Origin of the sequence: Nonomuraea sp. NPDC001831, from assembly GCF_042892035.1 — a bacterium.
Classification (GTDB): domain Bacteria; phylum Actinomycetota; class Actinomycetes; order Streptosporangiales; family Streptosporangiaceae; genus Nonomuraea.
In genome coordinates, this window is record NZ_JBIATU010000018.1 from 1 (window position 1) to 21,437 (window position 21,437).

Consider the following 21,437-nt stretch of genomic DNA (forward strand, 5'->3'; position numbering starts at 1 on the left):
GATCCGGGATGGGACCCCGCTCACCCAGAGGTAAGTGAGGCTCGATCAAGGACCATTCTTCGTCGGTGAGGTCTCCACGCGCCATGTTCGATGGCCTACCAGGGCGACCGGCCATACCGCAGGCAATCCCTCTGATCTCAACTCCGTACAGTCCCTAGCTGCAAAGGCGTTCGGCGAAACCGAGGTGGTCGGAGTCGCCGTGGGTCAGGACGAGGCCGCGGACGTCGTCCACGGACTTGCCGAAGGAGCGGAGTTCACGCTGCAGGTCCCGCCAGTGGCCGGGCAGCCCGGCGTCGATGAGCGTGATGCCCTCGGCGGTGTCGACGAGGTAACAGGCCACGAGGTCGTTGCCGAGGCGGCGCAGATGGGGCGCCAGTTTCATGGGACTTCTTCCGGAGGTGCCGACGGAGGACGGAGAACGGAATCTGAACGCCAAGGCCACGAGCTGAGAGCGAGGGGCCACGGCCTCAGCGCGAGCGCCGCGGACCCAGCGCGTAAGGCCGCGGGCCCAGCACGAGCGCCGCGGCCGTGAGCGCTAGCCCGCCAGGCCGTGCAGCGCAGTGATGACGTCGCGGCCGACGGGGGTGGTGAAGTCGCGCACCATGCTGGTGACGAAGCTCGCCACGGACGTCACCGTGCCGCCCGCCGCTTCGATCTGGCGGAAGGCCGCGTTCTCCGTGCGCTCCGACATACCGCCGCTCGCGTCGACCAGCACGATCACGTCATAGCCGTCGGCCAGGGCGTCGAGCGCGGTGTGCAGGACGACGATCTCCGAGGTCACGCCGCACACGACCAGCGTCTTGCGGTCTACGGCGGCGATCGCCTCACGCCATGCCCGGTCGTCCCAGCAGCACGGTCCGCCGCGCACGAACGGGGACGTCTCGGGAAGTTCGGCGATGACACCGGGCCCGCCAGGCCTCGGGGCGACCGACACGGTGAAGGGGATGTCCAGCACCTGCGCGACGGTGGCGAGCACACCGGCCGACCGCCTGATGACGTCGGGGCTGTTCGTGCCACTCAGAGCCACGATGCTGTCCTGCAGGTCGGCGAAGACGATCTGCACGGTGCTGTGATCGATCATTATTCTCTCCCAAAATCGTTCATAAGCTGAATGATAAGAGGACAGTAGCATGCCGCATGTGAACGATGGCAAGCGATTCTGACCCCGACTTCCGGCCCAGCGGGCCGACTCGCGCCTCCTGACCGAACACCTCGGCCCCATCCGGGCGCCCTCGAACGGCTCCACGACCCGAGCAGCCATCGCCGCCGCCTACCTCCACCTTCAGTGACCGTGGCCTCTCCAATGCCGAGGCCACGGCCTTCCGAAAGCCAGGGGCCGGCCACCCCGAAGGCAGCCGCCGCAAAGCACCCCGCTTCTCTGCGACGGTCGACGGTCGCGCCTGCCCAGAGCTCTACGAACAGCTCAGCACTGCCAAGAGGTTGTGAAGCGGGCCGGGGGGTGACTCTTCACGCCCGCCGTCAAGCCAATCTCCCGACAGAAACGCCGCATCAACCAGACGGCGGAGCTACGGGGTCGGGCGCGAAGAGACCCCACCCGACAACGCACCGACATCTCAGTCCCGGAGATCGGCTGGCCATCAGGCGGAAGCAGCCACCACCCCACGCACCCGCCGACATGCCCGGCCGGAAGATCGGCTCGCCAATAGGCGTGAGAGGTCACCAGCCCGCGACCCGCTCATAACCTTGACCACGGCCCTGCGGCCAGTTTCTGGATCCGTTCAGGTGACGCACCGGTGCCAGTCCCTTTGCTCCCCTTCCGCGTCAATGCATGTGGAGCCCGATCGGTCGGTGTCGGATGACTCACGGGCCACGGGGGACCACGGCCAGACTGCCTTTGTGGTCGACGACTGCCAGGTCACCCGATCGATCGGTGCGGTAGATGGCGGCGCCGAGACGGTGGAGGAGGGCGAGGGTCGATGTGGCGGGGTGGCCGTAGTCGTTGCCGGTGCCCACGCTGATCAGGGCGGCCCGTGCACCCAGCGAGCCGAGGAACGCCGGGGACTGGCGATTCGAGCCGTGGTGCGGGGTCTTGAGGATGTCGGCACGCAGGGCGAGGTGGCGCGCGAGGTCGTCTTGCGCCTCGGTCTCCAGGTCTCCGGCCAGCAGGGCGGAACCCGCGCGCCAGCGTACGTGGATGACGACGCTGGAATTGTTGATCACGCTGCCTTCGCCTTGGCCGCTCCTCCCGCCCGCCGCCGGGTCGGGGGCGACGACGGTGAGCTCAGACGGGCCGAACCGCCATCGCGTGCCAGGTTCAGCGTTCGCTTCCGGAACCCGGTGTCGAGCCAGTACGGCCGAGATCCGCGCGCTGGACTGCACCGCCGTCGGCCGAGGGGTGACGATCACGGCTCCCACACGTCGGTTCCTGAGCACGCCTGGCAGGCCGTCGACGTGGTCGGCGTGCGGATGGGTCAGGACGAGCAGGGGAACGTCCTCGACTCCGAGCCTGCGCAGGCATCGATCCATGACGACCGGGTCGGGGCCGGTGTCCACGACCACGCCTCGTCCAGGTCCGGCCGCCACCACCAGCCCGTCGCCCTGCCCGACGTCGCACATCACCATCAGCCAGCCCTTGGGCGGCCAAGGCCCCGTCAGCGGACGGATCACCAGTACGGCGACCAGAGCGGCCCCTGCGGTCAGCAGCGCCATCGTCCGCCAGCGAGGGTGCCTGAGCACCGGGATCGCGACGGCCACGGCGAGCGCGAGGAGCCCCAGGCCGGGGAGGCCGCCCGGCCACGGCAGGGTGGCGAGAGGGACGTTCACTGCCCAGCGAGCCACGGTGACGATCCAGCCCACCGCGTATCCGGCCGGGATGACCAGCATGCCGGCGGCGTCCGGCCAGATCGGGGCCACCAGGGCGGCAGCGAAACCGAGCAGGGTCGCGGGAGCCACGGCAGGGGCCACGAGCAGGTTGGCGGGCACCGCCACCAGCGTCAACTGACCCGACATCAGCACCAGGACGGGCGTCACGGCCGCTTGCGCGGCAGCCGACACGGCCAGCGCCTCCGCCAGCCATCTCGGCAAGCGGCACATCCTTGCGACGGCACCTCCTCGACCGGCGGCCGCGACGTCGGGGGGCGAGGTCGCGCGGCTGTCACCGGCCTCTTCGTCTGCCTTCGCCGCATGCCCATATACACTGCCGCGTTTCCTCCTCTTTTCCGCATTCCGATCTGTCGGCGTGGACGCTTTGGTGGTGTCCCGGTCGCCACTCGCCGTCGGCCGTGGAGTGGAGAGTTTGTCGCGCCAGCGTGGTGCGAGGAGGAGGATGCCGGCGGTGGCCGCGACCGAGAGGGCGAAGCCGTACGAACGCGCCAGTTCCGGCGCGAACAGGACCAGCAGGAGGACGGTTGCCGAGAGAGCGGCGAGGCCGTCCTTCGCTCGCCCGGTACCCAAGGCGAGGGCGGCGGCCAGGCCCATCAGCAGGGCACGCAGAACGCTCGGGGACGGCCGGGCCACCACGGTGAACGCGAGCATCGCGACAGCCGCGAAAACGGCTCTCAGGGGCAGGGAGAGGCCGACCAGGCGGGAGAGGGCCAGGGCGGCGCCTGCGACGATGGCGAGGTTTGCGCCGCTTACGGCGTTCAGGTGGCTCAGGCCCGCTTCTTTGAGGTCGGCGGCCACCTGAGGGGCGATGCGGGAGACGTCTCCGACGACCAGGCCGGGCAGGAGGCCGCGCTGGTCGGGCGGAAGGGGGTCGGCGGCTGTCCGGAGGCCGGTTCTGAGGGTGCCCGCCATGGTCTGCATGGACGAGGGCGGCGTCAGGATGCGGGGCTCGCCTCGTACCAGGAGGACGGCCGCCACCAGGTCGCCAGGCGTCGGTTGCGCCAAGCGGCCGGTGACCTGCAGCCGTTGGCTCGGCAGCAGGGTGCTCCAGGCGTTGCCGCCGGCGAACACCGTGATGGGGACATCGACCGCTTGGCGTTCCGGTGGCGGGGATGCCTGCGCCCTACCTCCGTCACTGCTTCCAGGGACGCCAGGACGGCCCCCTTCGGATCGACCGGTAGTGGATCTGCCCGTCTGCCGCGCAGCCGACTCGATGATCTTGAGGGTGGCCGGGATCACGTAGCTGTCCCGGTTGAAGTGGCCGCTTCTGCGTGGCCTGCGCTTCGGGTCGTCGGAGAGGACGATCTGGGCGGTCACAGTCGCGTTCCTGGCGGCGAGTTCGGCCACCGGGCCGGTGGTCAGCGCCTGGACGCGGAAGGCGACGGACGCCGAGGCCGCCGCGGCGCAGATGAGTGTCGCGAGCACCACGTTCCGCCAAGCCCCCGAGAAGGGCGAAGGCTGACCGGAAGGGATCCGTCCTGAGGGAGAGGGCGACGGACGTAGCGACCGGTGGCGGCTGAACGGCAGGAGCGGCTGAGAGGAGACAGATCCGAACGAGGCCGGCAGGAACCGACTGATCAGCGAACAGATGAGGGACGAGCGGGGGAACGGCGGGCGGGTGCGCCAGGTCAGGACGCCTGCGGCCAGGGCGGTGATGGCGGCTGTCGTCATGCCCACGACGGGTGATCGGCCGAGCATGATCAGGGCGCTGGCCCAGGCAGACAGCGACGGGAGGACGAGCGTCCACGAGCGCTTGTGCTCGCCGTCGTCGGCGCTGGCAAGGCGCAGAGGACCGGTGGTGACGGGACGCAGACGGTCGGTGGTGACGGGACGCAGACGGTCGGTGGTGGCCGGGCGCATGGGGATTGCAGAAGGGCCGGGGTTCGAGGGGGCGTCGAAGGGCGGCATGTCAGACGCGGACCTTCGGCTTGATTTCCTCGTACTTTCTCGGGCCGATGCCGCTCACCTCGCGGAGCTGGTCCACGCTGGTGAAGCCGCCGTGGGCGGTGCGGAACTCGGCGATCCTGGCGGCCAGCACCTCTCCCACTCCCGGGAGTTCTTCGAGTTGGTCGGGGGTGGCGGCGTTGAGGTCGAGGATGGCTGCGGCGGGGTCCGCACCGGGATATCCGGGAGGTACGGCGGCGACGACCGCAGACGGCGCACCGACCATGATCTGCTCTCCGTCGATCAGACGTCGGGCCAGGTTGAGGGGGCCCGTGGAGGCGCCGTGTTTGAGCCCGCCCGCCGCCGTCACCGCGTCCGTCACGCGGGAGCCTTGAGGAAGCAGGTAGACGCCGGGGTTGCGGACCTTGCCCGCCACCTGGACGGTCACCTTCGCGGCGGTGGGTGACGGGGATGGAAGGGTGGTCGCAGGTGGCGGCGGGAGGGGCTCCGGCGTGGGCTGGGAGCGCCAGACGAAGAAGACGGCGACCGCGACGGCCAGGGCACCGACGGCGACGAGAACGCGCAGGCCAGGCTTGCTGAGGTCGATGGCGGTGGAAGGCTGGGCCGAGGTGATGGCGTCGCGGAACGCTTGGAAGGTCGGGGGCATGGGGGCGGGGCTGCCGGTGAGCCGCCGAGGGATGTGCGGGGGCGCCCCTGTGGCAGCCTGGGGCTCACTCCACAGCTCGGACGCAAGCTCACCCCCGCCGTCACTCCCCGGCTCGGAGGAAGGCGCAACCCCACGCCCATCCCACCGTTCGGGCACGGAAGAAGCGGACGCAGAAGGAGTAGCCGCGGGAGATGGCGGGGCGGCGCTGAGCCGGGAGGTCGGGAGGTTGTGGGCCTCGTCGCCGTACGGATGTCTGTTGCGTCGTCCCGGACGCGGCCGGCGGGCAGGGCTCGTGATCGACCGGAGCCTGGATTCGGCTATGGTCCGCTCTGCCGTCGGGTCCTGAGATCGCACGCCGACGAACTTAGGGATGCCACGCGGCCCCCAAGCCACCGAACCGAGTTCTGGGGACAGCGAGGCCAAGAGACGAGACGACTGTGGAAAACACAGCACCGACCCGGAGGAAGGCCCTCACAGAAACAGAGAAGAGAAGCCGGTCACCCCTCGTACGCCGTGACCGTCACCCCCAGCATCCCCGGCCCCACATGAGCCCCGATCACCGCCCCCACCTCCACCACCCGCACCTCACAAGCCCCCGCCACCCGCTTGGACAACCGCTCCCCCAACGCCTCGGCCCGCCCCCGGGCCCCCATGTGCTGCACCGCCACCCCGGCCCCGCCCAGCTCCACGGCCGCCTTCACCGCCAGGTCCTCCAGCCGCGCGATCGCCCGCCCCGACGTCCGTACCTTCTCCAGCAGAGAGATGCGCCCGTCCACGATGTGCAGCAGTGGTTTGATCATGAGGGCCGAGCCGAACAACGACGTGGCGGCGCCGATGCGGCCGCTCCGGCGCAGGTACTCCAGGGTGTCCACGTAGAAGAAGGTCCGGGTGACGGCGGCGGTGCGGCGGGCGGCGTCGGCCACGTCGGTCAGGGAGGCGCCGGCGGCGGCCGAGCGCGCGGCCGCCAGCACGGGATAGCCCAGGCCCATCGCGATGGACCGGCTGTCGATCACCTCCACCGGCACCGGCGCGTCCTTGGCCGCCGCGAGGGCGGACTCGACGGTGCCGGACAGTTCGCCGGACAGGTGGATGGAGACCACGCCGGTGGCGCCGGCGGCGGCCAGTTCGTCGTAGCAGGTCGCGAAGCGCGCGGGCGACGGACGCGAGGTGGTGGCGGTGGCCAGGTCGCCGGTGAAGGTCTCCTCGTCGCGTGGGATGCCGCGGGCGACCACTTGTACCGGCACCACTGTCACACCGGGCACGTCGGGCAGGTAAGCGGTGGAATCGGTGACAACGGCGACAGAGGGCGGCATATCCCGAGATTAGCCACCCGCTCCCGGGTCCGGGGTTACTGGACCGGCGTGCCGCCCCGCCAGACCCGGCGCGGCTTGAGGCCGAAGGACCAGGCGAAGGCGCCCTCGTGGTCGGCGTCCCACTGGACGATGTCGGCCAGCCGGCCGGGAGCCAGCACCCCGCGGTCGGGCGCCCCGAGGACGGTCGCGCCGCCCAGCGTGGCCGCGCGCAGCGCGTCGTTGACGCTCATGCCGAACGCCGACACCGCCATGGCGATGACCAGCGACATCGAGGTGATGCCGCAGTAGCCGGGGTTGTGGTCGCTGCCGAGGGCGATCTGCACGCCGTGCTTGATCATCTGGCGGACCGGCGGCACGTGGCCGCGCTGCAGCGCCGTGGCGGGGCAGACCACCGCGGGCACGCCGTAGCGGGACATGATCGCGATGTCCTCGTCGGACATGTGGTGCAGGCCGTCGGCGGATGCGCAGCCGAGCTCGGCTGCCAACTGCACCGCGCCGCGACGGCTGAACAGGCCGGCGTGGATGCGCGGGAGCAGCCCCACGTTACGGCCCGAGGCGAGGACCCAGCGGGACTCCTCGGTGGTGAAGTGGCCCTCGTCGCAGTACACGTCGACGCTGTCGGCGCCGGCCGCCGCCGCGTCGGCGCACCAGGCGCCCACGGCCTCGACGTATTCGCGCTGACGGCCGAAGTACTCGGGAGGCACGACGTGCGCCGCGAGGAAGGTGACGTGCACCCGCGGCATCATCGGCTCCTTCTCCAGCTCGCGCAGGAGCCGCACGTCGGCCAGCTCGCCGTCGCGGGTGAGGTGGTAGCCGGTCTTGGCCTCGACGGTGGTGGTGCCGCTGAGCAGCCAGCTCCGCAGCCGTTCGCGCACGCCGTTGCACAACGTCCAGGGGTCGGTGCCGCGCGTCACGGTGACGGTGGAGCCGACGCCGCCGCCCGCCGCGGTGATCGAGGCCGCGCTGGAGCCGCCGGTGCGGATGGCCAGCTCGGCGTAGCGGTTGCCGGCGTAGACCGGATGCGTGTGGGCGTCGATGAGGCCGGGCGTGACGAGCGCGCCGCCGAGGTTCTCCACGTGGTCGACGTCGACGATGTCATCGACGACGCCGGGCACGCTCTGCGGGAGGTCGGGCGCCCGCCCGACCCAGGCGATGCGGTCGTTGTGCACGAGGATGGCCGCGTTGCTGAGGACCTCGTTACCCGTCCACAGGCGGCCGATGTTGGTCAAGAGCCGAACGGTCATCGCACCACCGCCCCCTGCAGGCGCAACACCCAGCGCACGGCCTGTGCCGCGCCCACTGAGTCCGCTCCGGGTCCGGACGACATGGGGGGTCTCCTGCTCTCATCCGCGTGATGTTGTGCGGTGACCGTATCGCCGGAGACATGACCCGGCGATTTCAGTTCAGTTACGTTATTTCACAGCCGGGCTTGGTGTACAGGGTTATTCGGAAGAAAGACCACTCATCCCATCCGTCACCCGGCCACGCCTTGCCCCCCTGGCCCCCGCTGACGACTGCCGCACTCAACGTCATCATCCGAAACCCAGAACCGAAACCAAAAAACCAGACCAACGTTAGGTCTGGCCATCCTAGCAACCCCAGGGTTCCGGGACCACTGCACTATTTGGGCAGCTCTGCGCTACTTTGAGCGAGAGCTGCCCAGCCGTCCCGCTAAGAGACGCGTTCGACCGGCTTGCCCACCCGCTCCAGTTCCTGGAACAGGCTCGGCAACACGCGGGCGTGCAGGACGGTGCCGTCCTGGACGTGTTCCACGGAGAGCACCTCGCCCTCCTTGTGGGCCCGCGAGACCAGGTCGCCCCGGTCGTAGGGCACCAGCAGGTGGACCTCGTGGTCGAGGCGCGGCAGCCGCTCCTCGATGAGCCGCATGAGCTCGGGGACGCCCTTGCCGGTGCGGGCGGAGACCACGATGCTGTCGCGCTCGCGCCTGGCGATGCGGTCGAGCACCTCCTGGTCGGCCGCGTCGGCCTTGTTGATCACCACGACCTCGGGCACCTCGGAGGCGCCCTCGATGTCGGCGAACACCTCGCGGACGGCCGCGAGCTGCCCCTCGGGGTCGGGGTGCGAGCCGTCGACGACGTGCAGGATCAGGTCGGCGTCGGCGACCTCCTCCAGCGTGGACCGGAACGCCTCGACGAGCTGGTGGGGCAGGTGGCGCACGAAGCCGACGGTGTCGGCGATCGTGAACAGCCGGCCCTCCGGCGTGCGGGCGCGGCGCACGGTCGGGTCGAGCGTGGCGAACAACGCGTCCTCGACCAGCACGCCCGCACCGGTGATGCGGTTGAGCAGCGAGGACTTGCCCGCGTTGGTGTAGCCCGCGATGGCCACGGCCGGGACCTCGCGCCGCTGGCGCCGGTGGCGCATGGTCTCGCGCGAGGTGGACATGCCGCTGATCTGGCGGCGCAGCTTGGACATGCGGTCGCGGATGCGGCGCCGGTCAAGCTCGATCTTGGTCTCACCGGGGCCGCGGCCGCCGATGCCCACGCCGCCCGCGGCGCGACCGCCGACCTGGCGGGACAGGTTGCCACCCCAGCCGCGCAGGCGCGGCAGCAGGTACTGCAGCTGCGCCAGCTCGACCTGGGCCTTGCCCTCGCGGCTCTTGGCGTGCTGGGCGAAGATGTCGAGGATCAGCGCCGTACGGTCGATGACCTTGACCTTGACCGTCTCCTCCAGCTGGCGGAGCTGGCCGGGGGTCAGCTCGCCGTCGCAGATCACGGTGTCGGCGCCGGTCGACTCGACCACGTCGCGCAGCTCCAGGGCCTTGCCCGAGCCGATGTAGGTGGCCGGGTCGGGCTTCTGGCGCCGCTGGATGAGCCCTTCGAGCACCTCGGACCCGGCCGTCTCGGCCAGGAGCTTGAGCTCCAGCAGGGAGTTCTCGGCGTCTTCGGCGGTTCCGGAGGTCCAGACGCCGACGAGGACGACCCGCTCGAGCCGCAGCTGCCGGTACTCGACCTCGGAGACATCCTGGAGTTCGGTGGAGAGGCCCGCCACGCGGCGCAGCGCCTGGCGCTCCTCGAGGTCCATGTCGCCGGTCTCGAACTCGTCGAGCGCGGTGTATTCGTGCATTCGTGTCATCTCTATGAGGGAACGTCTGGACACCTCGGTGTCTTCCCACGATGGTGGCACGACATCCCCGGCGTCATCACCTGGTTATCCCGCCGAGAGCGTGACGTCGCCGGAACTGGCCGTCAGCGAGATCTTGCGGGGGGAGCTCGGGTCGGACTTGATCGAGACGTTGGCGTCGCCGGAGTCCACGTCGGTCTTCACGTCGTAGGACCCCATGGGCACCCTGAGGACGACGTCGCCCGAGTCGGCCCGCAGCTCCGCGTTGTCCGGCGCGGTGGCGTACTTGAGCTCGACGTTGCCCGAGTCGGCCTGGACGTGCACCTTCTTGCCGGTCATGCCGGAGCCTTCGAGGTCGCCGGAGTCGAGCTTGGCGTCGAGCTCACCGCTCAGCGCCCGCAGGGTGATGTCACCCGAGTCGCTGTCGAGGTCGACGGCCAGCCCCCTGGGCACCTCGATCTTGTAGTCGACGCTGCAGCTCCCCCAGTTGGACGGGCAGTCGTACGTCACGAAAAGCGCCTGGCCCTCGACCTTGTGCTGCGGCTTGGGCTTGTCGTCGCCCCGCCAGCGCAACGTCTCGACCACCCGGACGGCGGTGCCGTCGGTCTCGGTGATCACCGTGTCGCCGGCGTCACTCTTGACCTGCAGCTTGGAAACCTTGTCCGTCACCTGGTAGGACACGGTGTCCTGGTTCGTGGAACCGCCGAAGCTCTCGATCCGGCAACCCGTCAGCACCAGCGCGGCGGCCAGCAGCCCGCCCGCCACAGCAATCGTCTTCATGCCCCCGATCCTTTCGCGGGCATGACGCCCTGCGCATCGGGGATGCCCCCGAAGACGACCCAGGGGTACCCCAGCCTTTGACCGGGGAACCCCGGGCGGAGTAGCTTCACTTCCACAATCCAGAATAAGTTTTCCACTCTACGGAAAAGAGGGGGACATGGAGATCACCGGCCCGATGCTCGAACGGTTCGACGAGATCCTCACGCCGGAGGCGCTCGGCTTCGTGGCCGCTCTCCAGCGGGAGTTCGGCGCCAGGCGGCTGGAGCTGCTCGAAGCCCGCCAGGCCCGTCAGGCGGAGCTGTCGGCCGGCGGGACGCTCGACTTCCTGCCGGAGACCAAGGAGGTCAGGGAGGGCGACTGGCAGGTCGCGCCGCCGGCCCCGGGCCTGGAGGACCGCCGTGTCGAGATCACCGGGCCGGTCGACAGGAAGATGACCATCAACGCGCTCAACTCCGGCGCCAAGGTGTGGCTGGCCGACTTCGAGGACGCCAACTCGCCCCTGTGGGAGAACTGCGTGTCCGGGCAGCTCAACCTGCGCGAGGCGCTCGACCGGGCGATCGACTTCGAGACCGGCGGCAAGACGTACGCGCTGCGGCCCGACGACGAGCTGGCCACGATCGTGGTGCGCCCGCGCGGCTGGCACCTGGACGAGAAGCACGCCCAGGTGGACGGGCGGCCGGTGTCGGCGTCGCTGTTCGACTTCGGGCTCTACTTCTTCCACTGCGCCCAGCGTCAGCTCGACAAGGGCAAGGGGCCCTACTTCTACCTGCCGAAGATGGAGTCGCACCTGGAGGCGCGGCTCTGGAACGACGTGTTCACCCGGGCCCAGGAGCTGCTGGGCATCCCGTACGGGACCATCAGGGCGACCGTGCTCATCGAGACCTATCCGGCGGCGTTCGAGATGGAGGAGATCCTCTACGAGCTGCGCGACCACTCGGCCGGGCTCAACGCGGGCCGCTGGGACTACCTGTTCAGCGTGATCAAGAAGTTCCGCACGCGGGGGCGGGAGTTCCTGCTGCCCGAGCGGAACGCGGTGACGATGACCGCGCCGTTCATGCGGGCCTACACCGAGCTGCTGGTGCGTACGTGCCACAAGCGCGGCGCGCACGCCATCGGCGGGATGGCGGCGTTCATCCCCTCCCGGCGCGACCCCGAGGTCAACGCGGTGGCGCTGGAGAAGGTGCGGGCCGACAAGACGCGCGAGTCGGGCGACGGGTTCGACGGCTCGTGGGTGGCCCATCCCGACCTCGTGCCGGTGTGCCGGGAGGTGTTCGACGGCGTCCTGGGGGCGCGGCCCAACCAGCTCGACCGGCTGCGTGAGGACGTCCGCGTCTCGGCCGCCGACCTGCTGTCGGTCTCCGAGACGCCCGGTGAGATCACCGAGACGGGCCTGCGCAACAACGTCGACGTGGCCCTGCGCTACCTGGCCGCCTGGATGGGCGGGCTGGGCGCGGTCGCGATCCACAACCTCATGGAGGACGCCGCGACGGCCGAGATCTCCCGTTCGCAGATCTGGCAGTGGATCCACAACGACATCACGCTGGCCGACACCGGTGAGCAGGTGACCAAGGAGCTGGTCGAGCGGATCATCGCCGAGGAGCTGGCCCGGATCTCGGCCGAGCCCGGCTACGACGAGCGGCTGTTCGGGCAGGCGACCGCGCTGTTCAAGGAGGTGGCGCTGGACGACGACTTCGCCGAGTTCCTGACGCTGCCGGCGTACGCCCAAATGCCGTAGATGTTGAAATTTCCGCTTATGTCCGGCGCGCCAGCGCCGGACATAAGCGGAACCCAGGGCCGGACATAAGCGGAACCCAGGGCCGGACATAAGCAGAACCCAGGGTCGGGCACAAGCGGAACCCAGGGCCGGACACAAGCGGCCCGCCAGGGCCGGGTACAAGCGGCCCGCCAGTGGCCGGCCAGCGCCGGGCACAAGCGGCCGGCCAGCGCCGGGCACAAGCGGCCGGCCAGCGCCGGGCACAAGCGGCCGGCCAGCGTCGGACATAAGCGGCCCCCCGAAACCCACCCAAACCGCCTCCGAAAACTGGCCAGACCGGTGGAAACAGTCGCACACTAGAGGTGACGGATCTGGAGAGTGACTGGTGCTCGACACGCTGACGGCGGCGCTGCGCTCGCTGCTGCCTCCCGACTCGGTGATCACCGATCCGGTGCGCCTGCGCACCTACGAGTGCGACGGGCTGACCAGCCACCGGGCGACGCCGGGCGTGGTCGTGCTGCCCGCGACGGCCGAGCAGGTCGCCGGGGTGGTCCGGACGTGCAACGACTTCGGGGTGCCGTTCGTGGCCAGGGGGTCGGGCACGGGCCTGTCCGGCGGCGCGCTCCCCCGCGAGGACGGCGTGCTCATCGTCACCTCGAAGATGCGCCGGATCCTGGAGATCGACCTGCCCAACCGCAGGGCCGTGGTCGAGCCGGGCGTGACGAACCTGGCGATCACCGAGGCCGTGCGCGGCGCGGGCTACTACTACGCCCCCGACCCCTCCAGCCAGCAGGTCTGCTCGATCGGCGGCAACGTGGCGGAGAACTCCGGCGGCGCCCACTGCCTCAAGTACGGCTTCACCGTCAACCACGTCGAGGCGTGCGAGATCGTCACCCCCGACGGCGACCTGGTCGTCCTCGACCGCATGGACCCGGGCTACGACCTGCTCGGCGCGTTCGTCGGCTCGGAGGGCACACTGGGCGTCGCCACCAAGATCACCGTGCGGCTGAGCCGGGCGCCGGAGGCGGTGACCACGGTGCTGGCCGCGTTCGAGGACATCGAGCAGGGCGGCCGGGCGGTGTCGGCGATCATCGGGGCGGGCATCGTGCCGGCCGCGATCGAGATGATGGACGCCCTGGCCATCGAGGCCGCCGAGGCGGCGGTCGCCTGCTCCTACCCGCGGGGAGCGGGCGCGGTGCTGATCGTGGAGCTGGACGGGCCGCGCGAGTCGGTCGAGCGGGAGTTCGCGCGGCTGACGGAGATCTGCTCGGACGCGTTCGAGCTGCGCGTGGCGGCCGGTCCCGAGGAGCGCGCGGCCATCTGGAAGGGGCGCAAGTCGGCTTTCGCGGCGGTCGGCCGGATCAGCCCGGCCTACATCGTCCAGGACGGCGTCGTGCCGCGCACGTCGCTGCCCGGCGTGCTGGCGGCCATCGACCGGCTCTCGCGCGAGCACGGCATCAGGGTGGCCAACGTCTTCCACGCCGGCGACGGCAACCTGCACCCGCTGGTGCTGTTCGACGACGCCGAGCCGGGCGCGGGCGAGCGGGCCGAGGCGGTCTCGGGCGCGATCCTCGACCTGTGCGTCCAGCACGGCGGCTCGATCACCGGCGAGCACGGCGTCGGGGTGGACAAGGCCCGCTACATGCCGAAGATGTTCACCGGCGCCGATCTGGACACCATGCAGCTCGTCCGGTGCGCGTTCGACCCGGGCGGCCTGTCCAACCCGGGCAAGGTGTTCCCCACGCCGCGGTTGTGCGGCGAGGTGCCGGGTGTGCGCAAGGGCGCGCACCCGCTGGTCGAGTCGGGTGAGGCGGAGCAGTTCTGATGGCGGAGCAGTTCTGATGGCGGAGCAGTTCTGATGGCGGATCCGTTCTCGGGCGCCGGCGTGACGGTCAGGGCGGCCGGGCCCGAAGACCCGGCGCACCGGTGGGGTGCCCGGTGGGTGGCGCTGCCGGAGACCGTCGAGCAGGTCGCCGCCGTGCTGCGCGCGTGCGCCGCGGCCGGCCTGGCGGTGGTGCCCGCGGGAGGCGGCACGAAGCTGCACTGGGGTCCGCCGCCGGAGCGGTGCGACGTGCTGCTCGGCCTGGGCCGCCTGGACGCGGTCCTGGAGCACGCGGCGGGCGACCTGGTGGTGCGCGCGCAGGCCGGCGTGCGGACGGCGGCGCTGGCGGCGGCGCTCGCCGCGCGCGGCCAGGAGCTGGCGCTCGACGTGCCGTTCGCCGAGGAGGCGACCGTCGGCGGCACCGTCGCCGCCGCACTGCCCGGCCCGCGCGCCTTCCGTTACGGCACCGCCCGCGACCTGCTCATCGGCGTCACGGTGGTGCTGGCCGACGGCACGATCGCCCGGTCGGGCGGCAAGGTGGTCAAGAACGTCGCGGGCTACGACCTCGGCAAGCTGTTCACCGGCTCGTACGGCACCCTCGGGGTGATCGCCGAGGCCACGTTCCGGCTGCATCCGCTGCCCGGCGAGCGGCGCTGGGTGGTCGCCGTGATGCCCGCGGACGACGTGCCGGGCGTCGCGGCGGCGCTGGCGGCCGCGCAGGCCGAGCCGAGCGCGGTGGAGGTGGACCGTCCGGAGCCGGGCGGGCCGGTGACGCTGGCGGTGCTGGTGGAGGGCACGGCCGCGCGGGCACGCGCCGAGGCGCTGCGCGACCTGGCCGGCGGCGGGGCGGTGACCGGCGAGCCGCCGTCCTGGTGGGGGGTGGTCCCACGGGGTGAGGTGCTGGTCGAGGTGCGTTTCCCGGCCGCGGCGGCCGGCGCCGTGCTGCGAGCGGCGGCCGGGTGCGGTCTGTCGCTGCGCGGGTCGGTGGTGGCCGGTCGGGTGCTGCTGGAGCCGGGCGCGCCCGTCGCCGGGGACGCGCTGCCGGGCCTGGTGAGCGGGCTGCGGGAGCGGGTCGAGGCCGCGGGCGGCCGGGTGAACGTGCTGGCCGCGCCGTACGCCGGGGTCGACAGGTGGGGGCGGGTGAGCGCGCTGCCGTTGATGCGGCGGGTCAAGGAACGGTTCGACCCCGGGCGCACGATGTCGCCCGGACGGCTGGCGGGAGGCCTGTGACCATGGACCCGGAGCTGATCGGCGACTGCGTGCACTGCGGGTTCTGCCTGCCGACGTGCCCGACGTACGCGTTGTGGGGCGAGGAGATGGACTCGCCGCGCGGGCGCATCCACCTGATGAAGCAGCACGTCGAGGGCACTCCGGTCACCCCGGAGATGGCCGGGCACTTCGACGCCTGCCTGGGCTGCATGGCGTGCGTCACGGCGTGCCCGTCGGGCGTGCGCTACGACCGGCTGATCGAGCAGACCCGGGCCGAGGTCGAGCGCACGCACGTGCGCGAGCCGCGGGATCGGGCGGTGCGCGAGATCGTGTTCAGCCTGTTCCCCTACCCGCGCCGGCTGCGGCTGCTGCGGCCGACGATGTGGCTGGCCGGGCGGATGGCGCCGTTCCTGACGCGGGCCCATCCGAGCCTGGGCGCCATGGCCGCGCTGGCGCCGCCCGTGGAGCACCGGCAGCGCCTGCCGCGGCTGGTCAGGGCCAGGGGCAGGCGCAGGGCCGTGGTCGGGATGCTCACCGGGTGCGTGCAGGGCGAGTTCTTCCCGCAGGTGAACGCGGCCACCGCGCGGGTGCTGGCGCTGGAGGGCTGCGACGTGCTCGTCCCGGCCGGGCAGGGCTGTTGCGGGGCGCTCAGCGTGCACGCCGGGCGCGCCGACCAGGCCCGGCGGCTGGCCCGGCGGACGGTCAGGGCGTTCCGGCGCGCGGGGGTCGAGACGGTCGTGGTGAACGCGGCCGGCTGCGGCTCGGTCATGAAGGAGTACGGCGAGCTGTTCGGCGCCGATCCCGGGTTCCGGGTGCGGGACCTGTCGGAGTTCCTGGCCGAGCTGGGCCCGGCGGCCAGGCGGCATCCGCTGCCGCTCACCGTCGCCTACCACGACGCCTGTCACCTGGCCCACGCCCAGGGCGTCCGGGCGCAGCCGCGCGAGCTGCTGCGCGGCATCCCCGGGCTGGAGCTGCGGGAGGTGCCCGAGTCGGCGATCTGCTGCGGGTCGGCGGGGACGTACAACATCCTGCAACCGGAGGCGGCCCGCGACCTCGGCGACCGGAAGGCCGGGGCGGTCGCCTCGACCGGGGCCGAGCTGCTGGTCTCGGCCAATCCGGGATGCACGATGCAGATCGCCGCGGCGATGCGCCGGGCCGGGAAGGAGATCAGGGTGGCCCACACCGCCGAGGTGCTGGACGCGTCCTTGCGCGGGGTGTCGCTGTGAGCGTGCAGTCGGTCGAGCGGGCGCTCGACGTGCTGGAGGCGCTGGCCGAGCACGGCGGCGAGGCCGGGCTGTCGGAGATCGCGGCGCGGACGGGCCTGCCGTACGGGACCATCCACCGGCTGCTGCAGACGCTGCTCGCCCGCGGTTACGTGCGCCAGGAGTCCGACCGCCGGTACGCGCTGGGCGGCGGGCTGGTCCGCCTGGGCGGCATCGCGGAGAGCATGGTGGGCGGGTGGGCGCAGCCGTACCTGACGCGGATGGTGGAGCTGTCCGGCGAGACGGCGAACCTGGCGGTGCTCGAGGGCGACTTCGTCGTCTATGTGGCGCAGGTGCCCTCGCCGCGCAGGCTGCGCATGTTCGCCGAGGTCGGCAGGCGGGTGTTGCCGCACAGCACGGCCGTGGGCAAGGCGCTGCTGGCCGGGCGGGCGGCCGCCGAGGCGATGGCGGTGTTCGAGCGTACGGGCATGCCGCGGCGCACCCCCAACACGATCACCGACGCGGCGGGCATGCTGGCCGAGCTCGTCCGGGTCAAGGAACGGGGCTACGCGACGGACCTGGGCGAGGAGGAGCTGGGCGTCCACTGCCTGGCGGTGCCCGTCCGCGACGGCGAGCGGGTGGTGGCCGCGATGTCGGTGTCGGGGCCGGCCGAGCGCATCGACGCCCTCGACCGCGACGAGCTGGCTGAGGGCATGCGGAGGATCGCCGCCGACTTCGGCCGCGAGCTGGCCCCGGCCTCGTCGAAGTAGCGCCTGCGGGCCGGCTCCGGCGGCTATTCTGTTGCGCTGTGAGCAACAGCACGACGGTTCAGTCCGTCGACCGGGCCATCGCGATCCTGGAGATCCTGGCCCGCGAGGGCGCCACCCGGGTGACGGACCTCGCGGTCGAGCTCGACGTGCACAAGTCCACCGCGTTCCGGCTGCTGGCCGCCCTGGAGCAGGGCGGACTGGTGGAGCAGAGCGGCGACCGGGGGCGCTACCGGCTGGGGTTCGGCGTCGTACGGCTGGCCGGCGCGGCCACGGCCCAGCTCGACCTGTCCAGGGAGGGCCGCGAGGTGTGCCTGCGGCTGGCCGAGGAGGTCGGCGAGACCGTCAACATCGCGGTCCCCCAGGACGGCGACACCGTCAACATCAGCCAGGTGCGCGGCCCGGCGGCGATCAGCGGCCACAACTGGGTCGGCCAGCGCACCCCGTCGCACGCCACCTCCAGCGGCAAGGTGCTGCTCGCCTTCGGCGCCCTGCGCCTGGCCGGCGAGCTGGAGCGCTACACGCCGCGCACCGTCACCTCGGCCGCCGGCCTGGGCCTGGAGGAGATCAGGCGGCGCGGCTGGGCGGCCACGGTGGAGGAGCTGGAGGTCGGGCTGAACGCGGTGGCCGCGCCGATCAGGGGGGCCGACGGCTCGGTGGTGGCCGCGGTCAGCGCGTCCGGGCCGTCCTACCGCCTCACGCCCGAGCGGCTGCCCGAGGTCGGCGAGTTGCTGGCCGCGGGCGCGAGGGAGATAAGCCAGCGCATCGGCTATTACCGTTGAGAGCATGTGCAGAAGCATCAAGACCCTGCGGCCGCCGTACGCCGAGAGCGTGACCGAGGACGACGTGCGGGCCGCCGCGCTCCAGTACGTCAGGAAGATCTCCGGATTCCGGGCCCCGGCCGCCCACAACGCCGAGGCGTTCGACCGGGCCGTGGAGGCGATCACCAGGGCCTCCGAGGAGTTGCTGGGGGCGCTGGAAGTTCGCGGAGGCCGGTGACCCGTCCGCGCCGCCGGCTCGCGCCCCGGCGGCCCGGTCAGCGGGTGGCGGGGCCGTCGGGAGTGCAGAAGATCTTGAGTTCGACCTCCTCGCCGTCCTCCGGCTCGAACTCGACCTTCGCCTCGCGGGCCGGGCCGGGCTGGACGCCGTCCACCGAGTAGCCCTGGGCCGGGCTCCAGGAGCGCAGGGTGACCAGGCCGCCGGAGCAGGAGGCGATCACCGTGCCGGCCTCGGTGCGCATGAGCCGGTCCTGGGCGCGGGCGGACGTCCGCGGCATGGGCGTGGCGGCGCGCGCGGTGGCGGTGGAGAGCGCGGCGCGCACCTCCGGCCCGCTGAGCACGCGGCTGGACGTGCCGGTCACCCCGGTTCCGAGCAGGCCGAGCACGGCCACGGCCGCCCCCGTCGCGGCGGCCGCGGTGACGGCCCAGGCCAGCACGAGACGCTTCACGCTGTCACCCTCCCCCATGTACGGCTAAGCGCAGGTTAAGGCGACGCTAACGATGCTCGGTGCATCACCACGGACCCTCTACGGTTTGGGTATATGGCTGACATCCTGCTCATCGAGGACGACGTGACCATCCGGACGTCGTTGAGCCGGGGCCTGCGCGATCTCGGCCACGCGGTCTCCTCGTCCCCGACCGCGCTGGAGGGGTTGCGGCTGGCCGTGCAGGACCGTCCCGACCTGATCGTGCTCGACCTGGGCCTGCCCGACCTCGACGGCGTCGAGCTGCTGCGCATGTTGCGGGCGGTGAGCCGGGTGCCGGTCATCGTGGCGACCGCTCGCGACGGCGACGCCGAGATGGTGCCCGTCCTGGACGCGGGGGCCGACGACTACGTGGTCAAGCCGTACAGCGCCCGGCAGCTCGACGCCCGGGTGCGGGCGGTGCTGCGGCGCGCGGGCGAGGCCGCGCCGGAGCCGCTGGCCGTGGGCGGGCTGCGGGTCGATCCCCGGGCGCGCACGGCCACGCTCGACGGCGTGTCACTCGACCTCACGCCGCGCGAGTTCGACGTGCTGCACTTCCTCGCGGCCCGGCCCGGCGAGGTGGTCACCAAGCGCGAGCTGCTGACGGAGGTGTGGCGGCTGCCGTACGGCGGCGCCGACAAGACCGTGGACGTGCACCTGTCGTGGCTGCGCAGGAAGCTCGGCGAGACCGCGGCCGAGCCCCGTTACCTGCACACCGTCAGAGGCGTCGGGGTCAAGCTGGTCGGGCCGTCGTGAGGCGCTGGCTGGCGCTGCTGGTGGCGGCGACGACGTCGCTCGTGCTGATCGCGCTGCTGGTGCCGATGGCGCTGCTGATCGGCACGGTGGCCGAGAACGGCGCGATGAGCCGGGCCACCGCCGCCGCCGAGTCCGTCGCGGTCGCGGTCGGCACGCCCGACCTGCCGCTGGCCGTCGAGCAGGTGCCGCGGCGGGTGACGGTGTTCCTGCCCGGCGGCGGCACGATGGGCGCGCCGGCCGCCCGCTCCGACGCCGTGCGGCTGGCCGCGACGGGCCGCAGCGTGACCGCCGCCGCCCCCGGCGGCCGGGAGGTGCTGGTCTCGGCGCAGTCCCCCGACGGCACGGCCGTGATCAGGGTGTTCGTGCCGGACGACGAGCTGACGCACGGCGTGCGGGCCGCCTGGCTGGCGCTGCTCGTGCTCGGGCTGGGGCTCATGGTGCTCGGCATCGTGCTGGCCGACCGGCTGGCGCTGGCCGTGACCAGGCCCGTGGTCGGGCTGGCCCGCGTGTCGCACCGGCTGGCCGGCGGCGACCTGAGCGCGCGGGCCGAGCCGGGCGGGCCGCCGGAGGTGCGGTCGGTGGCGCTGGCGCTCAACCATCTGGCCGGGCGCATCGGCGACCTGCTGGCCGCCGAGCGCGAGTCGGTCGCCGACCTGTCCCACCGGCTGCGCACGCCGCTGACCGGCCTGCGGCTGGAGGCCGAGTCGCTGCGCGACCCGGAGGAGGCCGCCCGGGTCCAGAACCGGGTGGACGCGCTGGAGCGGGCGGTCAGCGCGGTCATCACCGAGGCGCGGCGGCGCTCGGCCGGGCGCGGCTCGTGCGACGCGGCCGAGGTGGTGCGCGAGCGGGTGCGGTTCTGGTCGGTGCTGGCCGAGGACCAGGGGCGGCCGGTGGCGGTGTCGCTGCCCGACGCGCCCGCGCCGGTGGCCGTCGGCGGCGAGGAGCTGGCCGCGTGCGTGGACGCGCTGCTCGGCAACGTCTTCGCGCACACCCCCGAGGGCACCGCCATGGCCGTGCGGTTGTCGTCGCGGCCGGGCGGGGCGCTGCTGGTCGTCGAGGACTCGGGGCCGGGGTTCGACCCGGGGGCGCTGGAGCGGGGGATCAGCGGGGGCGGCTCGACCGGCCTCGGGCTGGACATCGCGCGGCGCACCGCCGAGTCGTGCGGCGGCACGCTCGCCGTCGCGGCGCCCGAGGGCGGCGGGGCCCGCGTGGAGCTGACGCTGACCGCCCCCGGCGAGGCCCTCAGCAGTCCTTGAGTATGCCCTCCATCGCGCTCTTCTCGCCGTCGGTGATCCAGACGTCGTACTTGCTCTTCACGTCGATCTGGCGGGCGATGTAGGCGCACCGGTACGCCTTGCGCGGCGGCAGCCAGGTGGCCGCGTCGGAGTCGCTCTTCTGGTTGTTCAGCGGGCCGTCCACCGCCAGCAGGTTCAGCGGGTCGTTGGCGAACTCCTTGCGCTTGGTGGGCGACCACTGCTGCGCGCCCTTCTGCCAGGCGTCCGACAGCGGCACCAGGTGGTCGATCTGGACGGCCGTGCTGGTGTCCTGGCCGCGCTTGAACGTGATGGTCTTGCCGCTGTAGGGGTCGTCCAGGGTGCCGGTGAGCACGATGCAGTCGTGGGTGCCCGACTTGAACGTCTCGTCCTTCAGGTCGCGCTTGAGGATGTCGTTGCGGGTGTCGCAGCCGTTGTGGTCGACGTCGGCCCAGGCGGGGCCGAACTGGTCGCGGTCGAAGCCGGTGCGCGGGGCCCGTCCCTTGACCTGGAGCTTGGCCAGTTTCTTGCGGGCGTCCGAGACCGACGCGGAGTCCGGTTTGGCCGGGTCCGGGCCGCCGCCCGACTGCGCCTCCAGGCCGCCGCAGCCGGCCAGCATCGTCACCATGGCCAGACCGGCCGTGAACGCCCGTATGCGCACGTGATCCCCCAGACTTCGGTTT

General features: G+C 72.1%; 19 protein-coding genes. 9 read left to right on the plus strand and 10 right to left on the minus strand.

Annotated elements, in window-relative coordinates; all coding sequences use genetic code 11:
• Positions 1-154: 154 nt before the first annotated feature.
• The 8 genes from ACFYYW_RS39775 to ACFYYW_RS39810 all read right to left on the minus strand — a co-directional run bounded on the left by ACFYYW_RS39775 (position 155) and on the right by ACFYYW_RS39810 (position 10,569).
• Positions 155-382 carry an MBL fold metallo-hydrolase gene (locus tag ACFYYW_RS39775; RefSeq protein WP_387657361.1) on the minus strand — a complete coding sequence of 76 codons (228 nt, stop codon included), beginning with the start codon at positions 380-382 and terminating at the stop codon, positions 155-157.
• A 153-nt stretch (positions 383-535) separates the two neighbouring features.
• Complete coding sequence (locus tag ACFYYW_RS39780; protein WP_387657364.1) at positions 536-1,081, minus strand: isochorismatase family protein; 546 nt, start codon at positions 1,079-1,081, stop codon at positions 536-538.
• 740 nt (positions 1,082-1,821) lie between these two features.
• On the minus strand, positions 1,822-4,752 hold the full coding sequence (locus ACFYYW_RS39785; RefSeq protein WP_387657366.1) for a ComEC/Rec2 family competence protein: 2,931 nt from the start codon (positions 4,750-4,752) through the stop codon (positions 1,822-1,824).
• Between the two features lies 1 nt (position 4,753).
• Positions 4,754-5,395, minus strand: coding sequence for a helix-hairpin-helix domain-containing protein (locus tag ACFYYW_RS39790; protein ID WP_387657369.1), 642 nt, complete (start codon positions 5,393-5,395; stop codon positions 4,754-4,756).
• A gap of 497 nt (positions 5,396-5,892) precedes the next feature.
• The gene (locus ACFYYW_RS39795; RefSeq protein WP_387657371.1) at positions 5,893-6,708 is read right to left on the minus strand and encodes a DegV family protein; all 816 of its coding nucleotides are present in this window, start codon (positions 6,706-6,708) and stop codon (positions 5,893-5,895) included.
• Between the two features lie 35 nt (positions 6,709-6,743).
• Positions 6,744-7,952: an imidazolonepropionase gene (hutI, locus tag ACFYYW_RS39800; RefSeq protein ID WP_125633626.1), complete on the minus strand. Its 1,209-nt coding sequence runs from the start codon at positions 7,950-7,952 to the stop codon at positions 6,744-6,746.
• A 427-nt stretch (positions 7,953-8,379) separates the two neighbouring features.
• Positions 8,380-9,792, minus strand: a complete 1,413-nt coding sequence (gene hflX / locus ACFYYW_RS39805) for a GTPase HflX (protein WP_352322792.1) — start codon at positions 9,790-9,792, stop codon at positions 8,380-8,382.
• A gap of 84 nt (positions 9,793-9,876) precedes the next feature.
• Positions 9,877-10,569 carry a DUF4097 family beta strand repeat-containing protein gene (locus ACFYYW_RS39810; RefSeq protein ID WP_387657375.1) on the minus strand — a complete coding sequence of 231 codons (693 nt, stop codon included), beginning with the start codon at positions 10,567-10,569 and terminating at the stop codon, positions 9,877-9,879.
• Between the two features lie 157 nt (positions 10,570-10,726).
• Here ACFYYW_RS39810 and aceB point away from each other — a divergent pair, with 157 nt between their 5' ends.
• From aceB to ACFYYW_RS39845, 7 genes are all read left to right on the plus strand, one after another.
• A complete protein-coding gene (gene aceB, locus ACFYYW_RS39815; protein ID WP_352322775.1) occupies positions 10,727-12,304 on the plus strand; it encodes a malate synthase A in 1,578 nt (525 codons plus the stop codon).
• A gap of 364 nt (positions 12,305-12,668) precedes the next feature.
• Positions 12,669-14,108, plus strand: a complete 1,440-nt coding sequence (locus ACFYYW_RS39820; protein WP_387657378.1) for an FAD-linked oxidase C-terminal domain-containing protein — start codon at positions 12,669-12,671, stop codon at positions 14,106-14,108.
• A 33-nt stretch (positions 14,109-14,141) separates the two neighbouring features.
• A complete protein-coding gene (locus ACFYYW_RS39825) occupies positions 14,142-15,335 on the plus strand; it encodes an FAD-binding oxidoreductase (protein ID WP_387657381.1) in 1,194 nt (397 codons plus the stop codon).
• Between the two features lie 2 nt (positions 15,336-15,337).
• Positions 15,338-16,540, plus strand: a complete 1,203-nt coding sequence (locus ACFYYW_RS39830; RefSeq protein WP_387657703.1) for a (Fe-S)-binding protein — start codon at positions 15,338-15,340, stop codon at positions 16,538-16,540.
• 2 nt (positions 16,541-16,542) lie between these two features.
• Positions 16,543-17,286, plus strand: a complete 744-nt coding sequence (locus ACFYYW_RS39835; RefSeq protein ID WP_387657706.1) for an IclR family transcriptional regulator — start codon at positions 16,543-16,545, stop codon at positions 17,284-17,286.
• A gap of 38 nt (positions 17,287-17,324) precedes the next feature.
• On the plus strand, positions 17,325-18,065 hold the full coding sequence (locus tag ACFYYW_RS39840; RefSeq protein ID WP_387657384.1) for an IclR family transcriptional regulator: 741 nt from the start codon (positions 17,325-17,327) through the stop codon (positions 18,063-18,065).
• 4 nt (positions 18,066-18,069) lie between these two features.
• Positions 18,070-18,282, plus strand: coding sequence for a DUF2277 domain-containing protein (locus ACFYYW_RS39845; protein WP_352322770.1), 213 nt, complete (start codon positions 18,070-18,072; stop codon positions 18,280-18,282).
• 37 nt (positions 18,283-18,319) lie between these two features.
• Here ACFYYW_RS39845 and ACFYYW_RS39850 read toward each other — a convergent pair whose 3' ends face one another.
• The gene (locus tag ACFYYW_RS39850) at positions 18,320-18,730 is read right to left on the minus strand and encodes a hypothetical protein (protein ID WP_352322769.1); all 411 of its coding nucleotides are present in this window, start codon (positions 18,728-18,730) and stop codon (positions 18,320-18,322) included.
• A 93-nt stretch (positions 18,731-18,823) separates the two neighbouring features.
• On the opposite strand from ACFYYW_RS39850, the gene ACFYYW_RS39855 reads away from it, so the two are divergent.
• Together ACFYYW_RS39855 and ACFYYW_RS39860 are read left to right on the plus strand one after the other, a co-directional pair.
• Entirely contained in the window at positions 18,824-19,501 is a 678-nt protein-coding gene (locus ACFYYW_RS39855; RefSeq protein ID WP_352322768.1) for a response regulator transcription factor, read from the plus strand.
• A complete protein-coding gene (locus ACFYYW_RS39860) occupies positions 19,498-20,757 on the plus strand; it encodes a sensor histidine kinase (protein WP_387657389.1) in 1,260 nt (419 codons plus the stop codon). Before ACFYYW_RS39855 ends, ACFYYW_RS39860 begins: the two co-directional genes overlap by 4 nt.
• On the opposite strand, the gene ACFYYW_RS39865 is transcribed toward ACFYYW_RS39860, so the two are convergent.
• A complete protein-coding gene (locus tag ACFYYW_RS39865; RefSeq protein WP_387657392.1) occupies positions 20,744-21,415 on the minus strand; it encodes an HNH endonuclease family protein in 672 nt (223 codons plus the stop codon). The genes ACFYYW_RS39860 and ACFYYW_RS39865 overlap by 14 nt on opposite strands.
• Positions 21,416-21,437: the final 22 nt, after the last annotated feature.

What these genes read in the sequence shown, in the direction of transcription:
- ACFYYW_RS39790 (WP_387657369.1), bottom strand. Translation starts at nt 5,395, where the DNA reads ATGCCCCCGACCTTCCAAGCGTTCCGCGACGCCATCACCTCGGCCCAG.
- hutI (WP_125633626.1), bottom strand. Translation starts at nt 7,952, where the DNA reads ATGACCGTTCGGCTCTTGACCAACATCGGCCGCCTGTGGACGGGTAAC.
- ACFYYW_RS39855 (WP_352322768.1), top strand. Translation starts at nt 18,824, where the DNA reads ATGGCTGACATCCTGCTCATCGAGGACGACGTGACCATCCGGACGTCG.
- ACFYYW_RS39825 (WP_387657381.1), top strand. Translation starts at nt 14,142, where the DNA reads ATGGCGGATCCGTTCTCGGGCGCCGGCGTGACGGTCAGGGCGGCCGGG.
- hflX (WP_352322792.1), bottom strand. Translation starts at nt 9,792, where the DNA reads ATGCACGAATACACCGCGCTCGACGAGTTCGAGACCGGCGACATGGAC.
- ACFYYW_RS39845 (WP_352322770.1), top strand. Translation starts at nt 18,070, where the DNA reads ATGTGCAGAAGCATCAAGACCCTGCGGCCGCCGTACGCCGAGAGCGTG.
- ACFYYW_RS39810 (WP_387657375.1), bottom strand. Translation starts at nt 10,569, where the DNA reads ATGAAGACGATTGCTGTGGCGGGCGGGCTGCTGGCCGCCGCGCTGGTG.
- ACFYYW_RS39780 (WP_387657364.1), bottom strand. Translation starts at nt 1,081, where the DNA reads ATGATCGATCACAGCACCGTGCAGATCGTCTTCGCCGACCTGCAGGAC.
- ACFYYW_RS39795 (WP_387657371.1), bottom strand. Translation starts at nt 6,708, where the DNA reads ATGCCGCCCTCTGTCGCCGTTGTCACCGATTCCACCGCTTACCTGCCC.
- ACFYYW_RS39830 (WP_387657703.1), top strand. Translation starts at nt 15,338, where the DNA reads ATGGACCCGGAGCTGATCGGCGACTGCGTGCACTGCGGGTTCTGCCTG.
- ACFYYW_RS39775 (WP_387657361.1), bottom strand. Translation starts at nt 382, where the DNA reads ATGAAACTGGCGCCCCATCTGCGCCGCCTCGGCAACGACCTCGTGGCC.
- aceB (WP_352322775.1), top strand. Translation starts at nt 10,727, where the DNA reads ATGGAGATCACCGGCCCGATGCTCGAACGGTTCGACGAGATCCTCACG.
- ACFYYW_RS39785 (WP_387657366.1), bottom strand. Translation starts at nt 4,752, where the DNA reads ATGCCGCCCTTCGACGCCCCCTCGAACCCCGGCCCTTCTGCAATCCCC.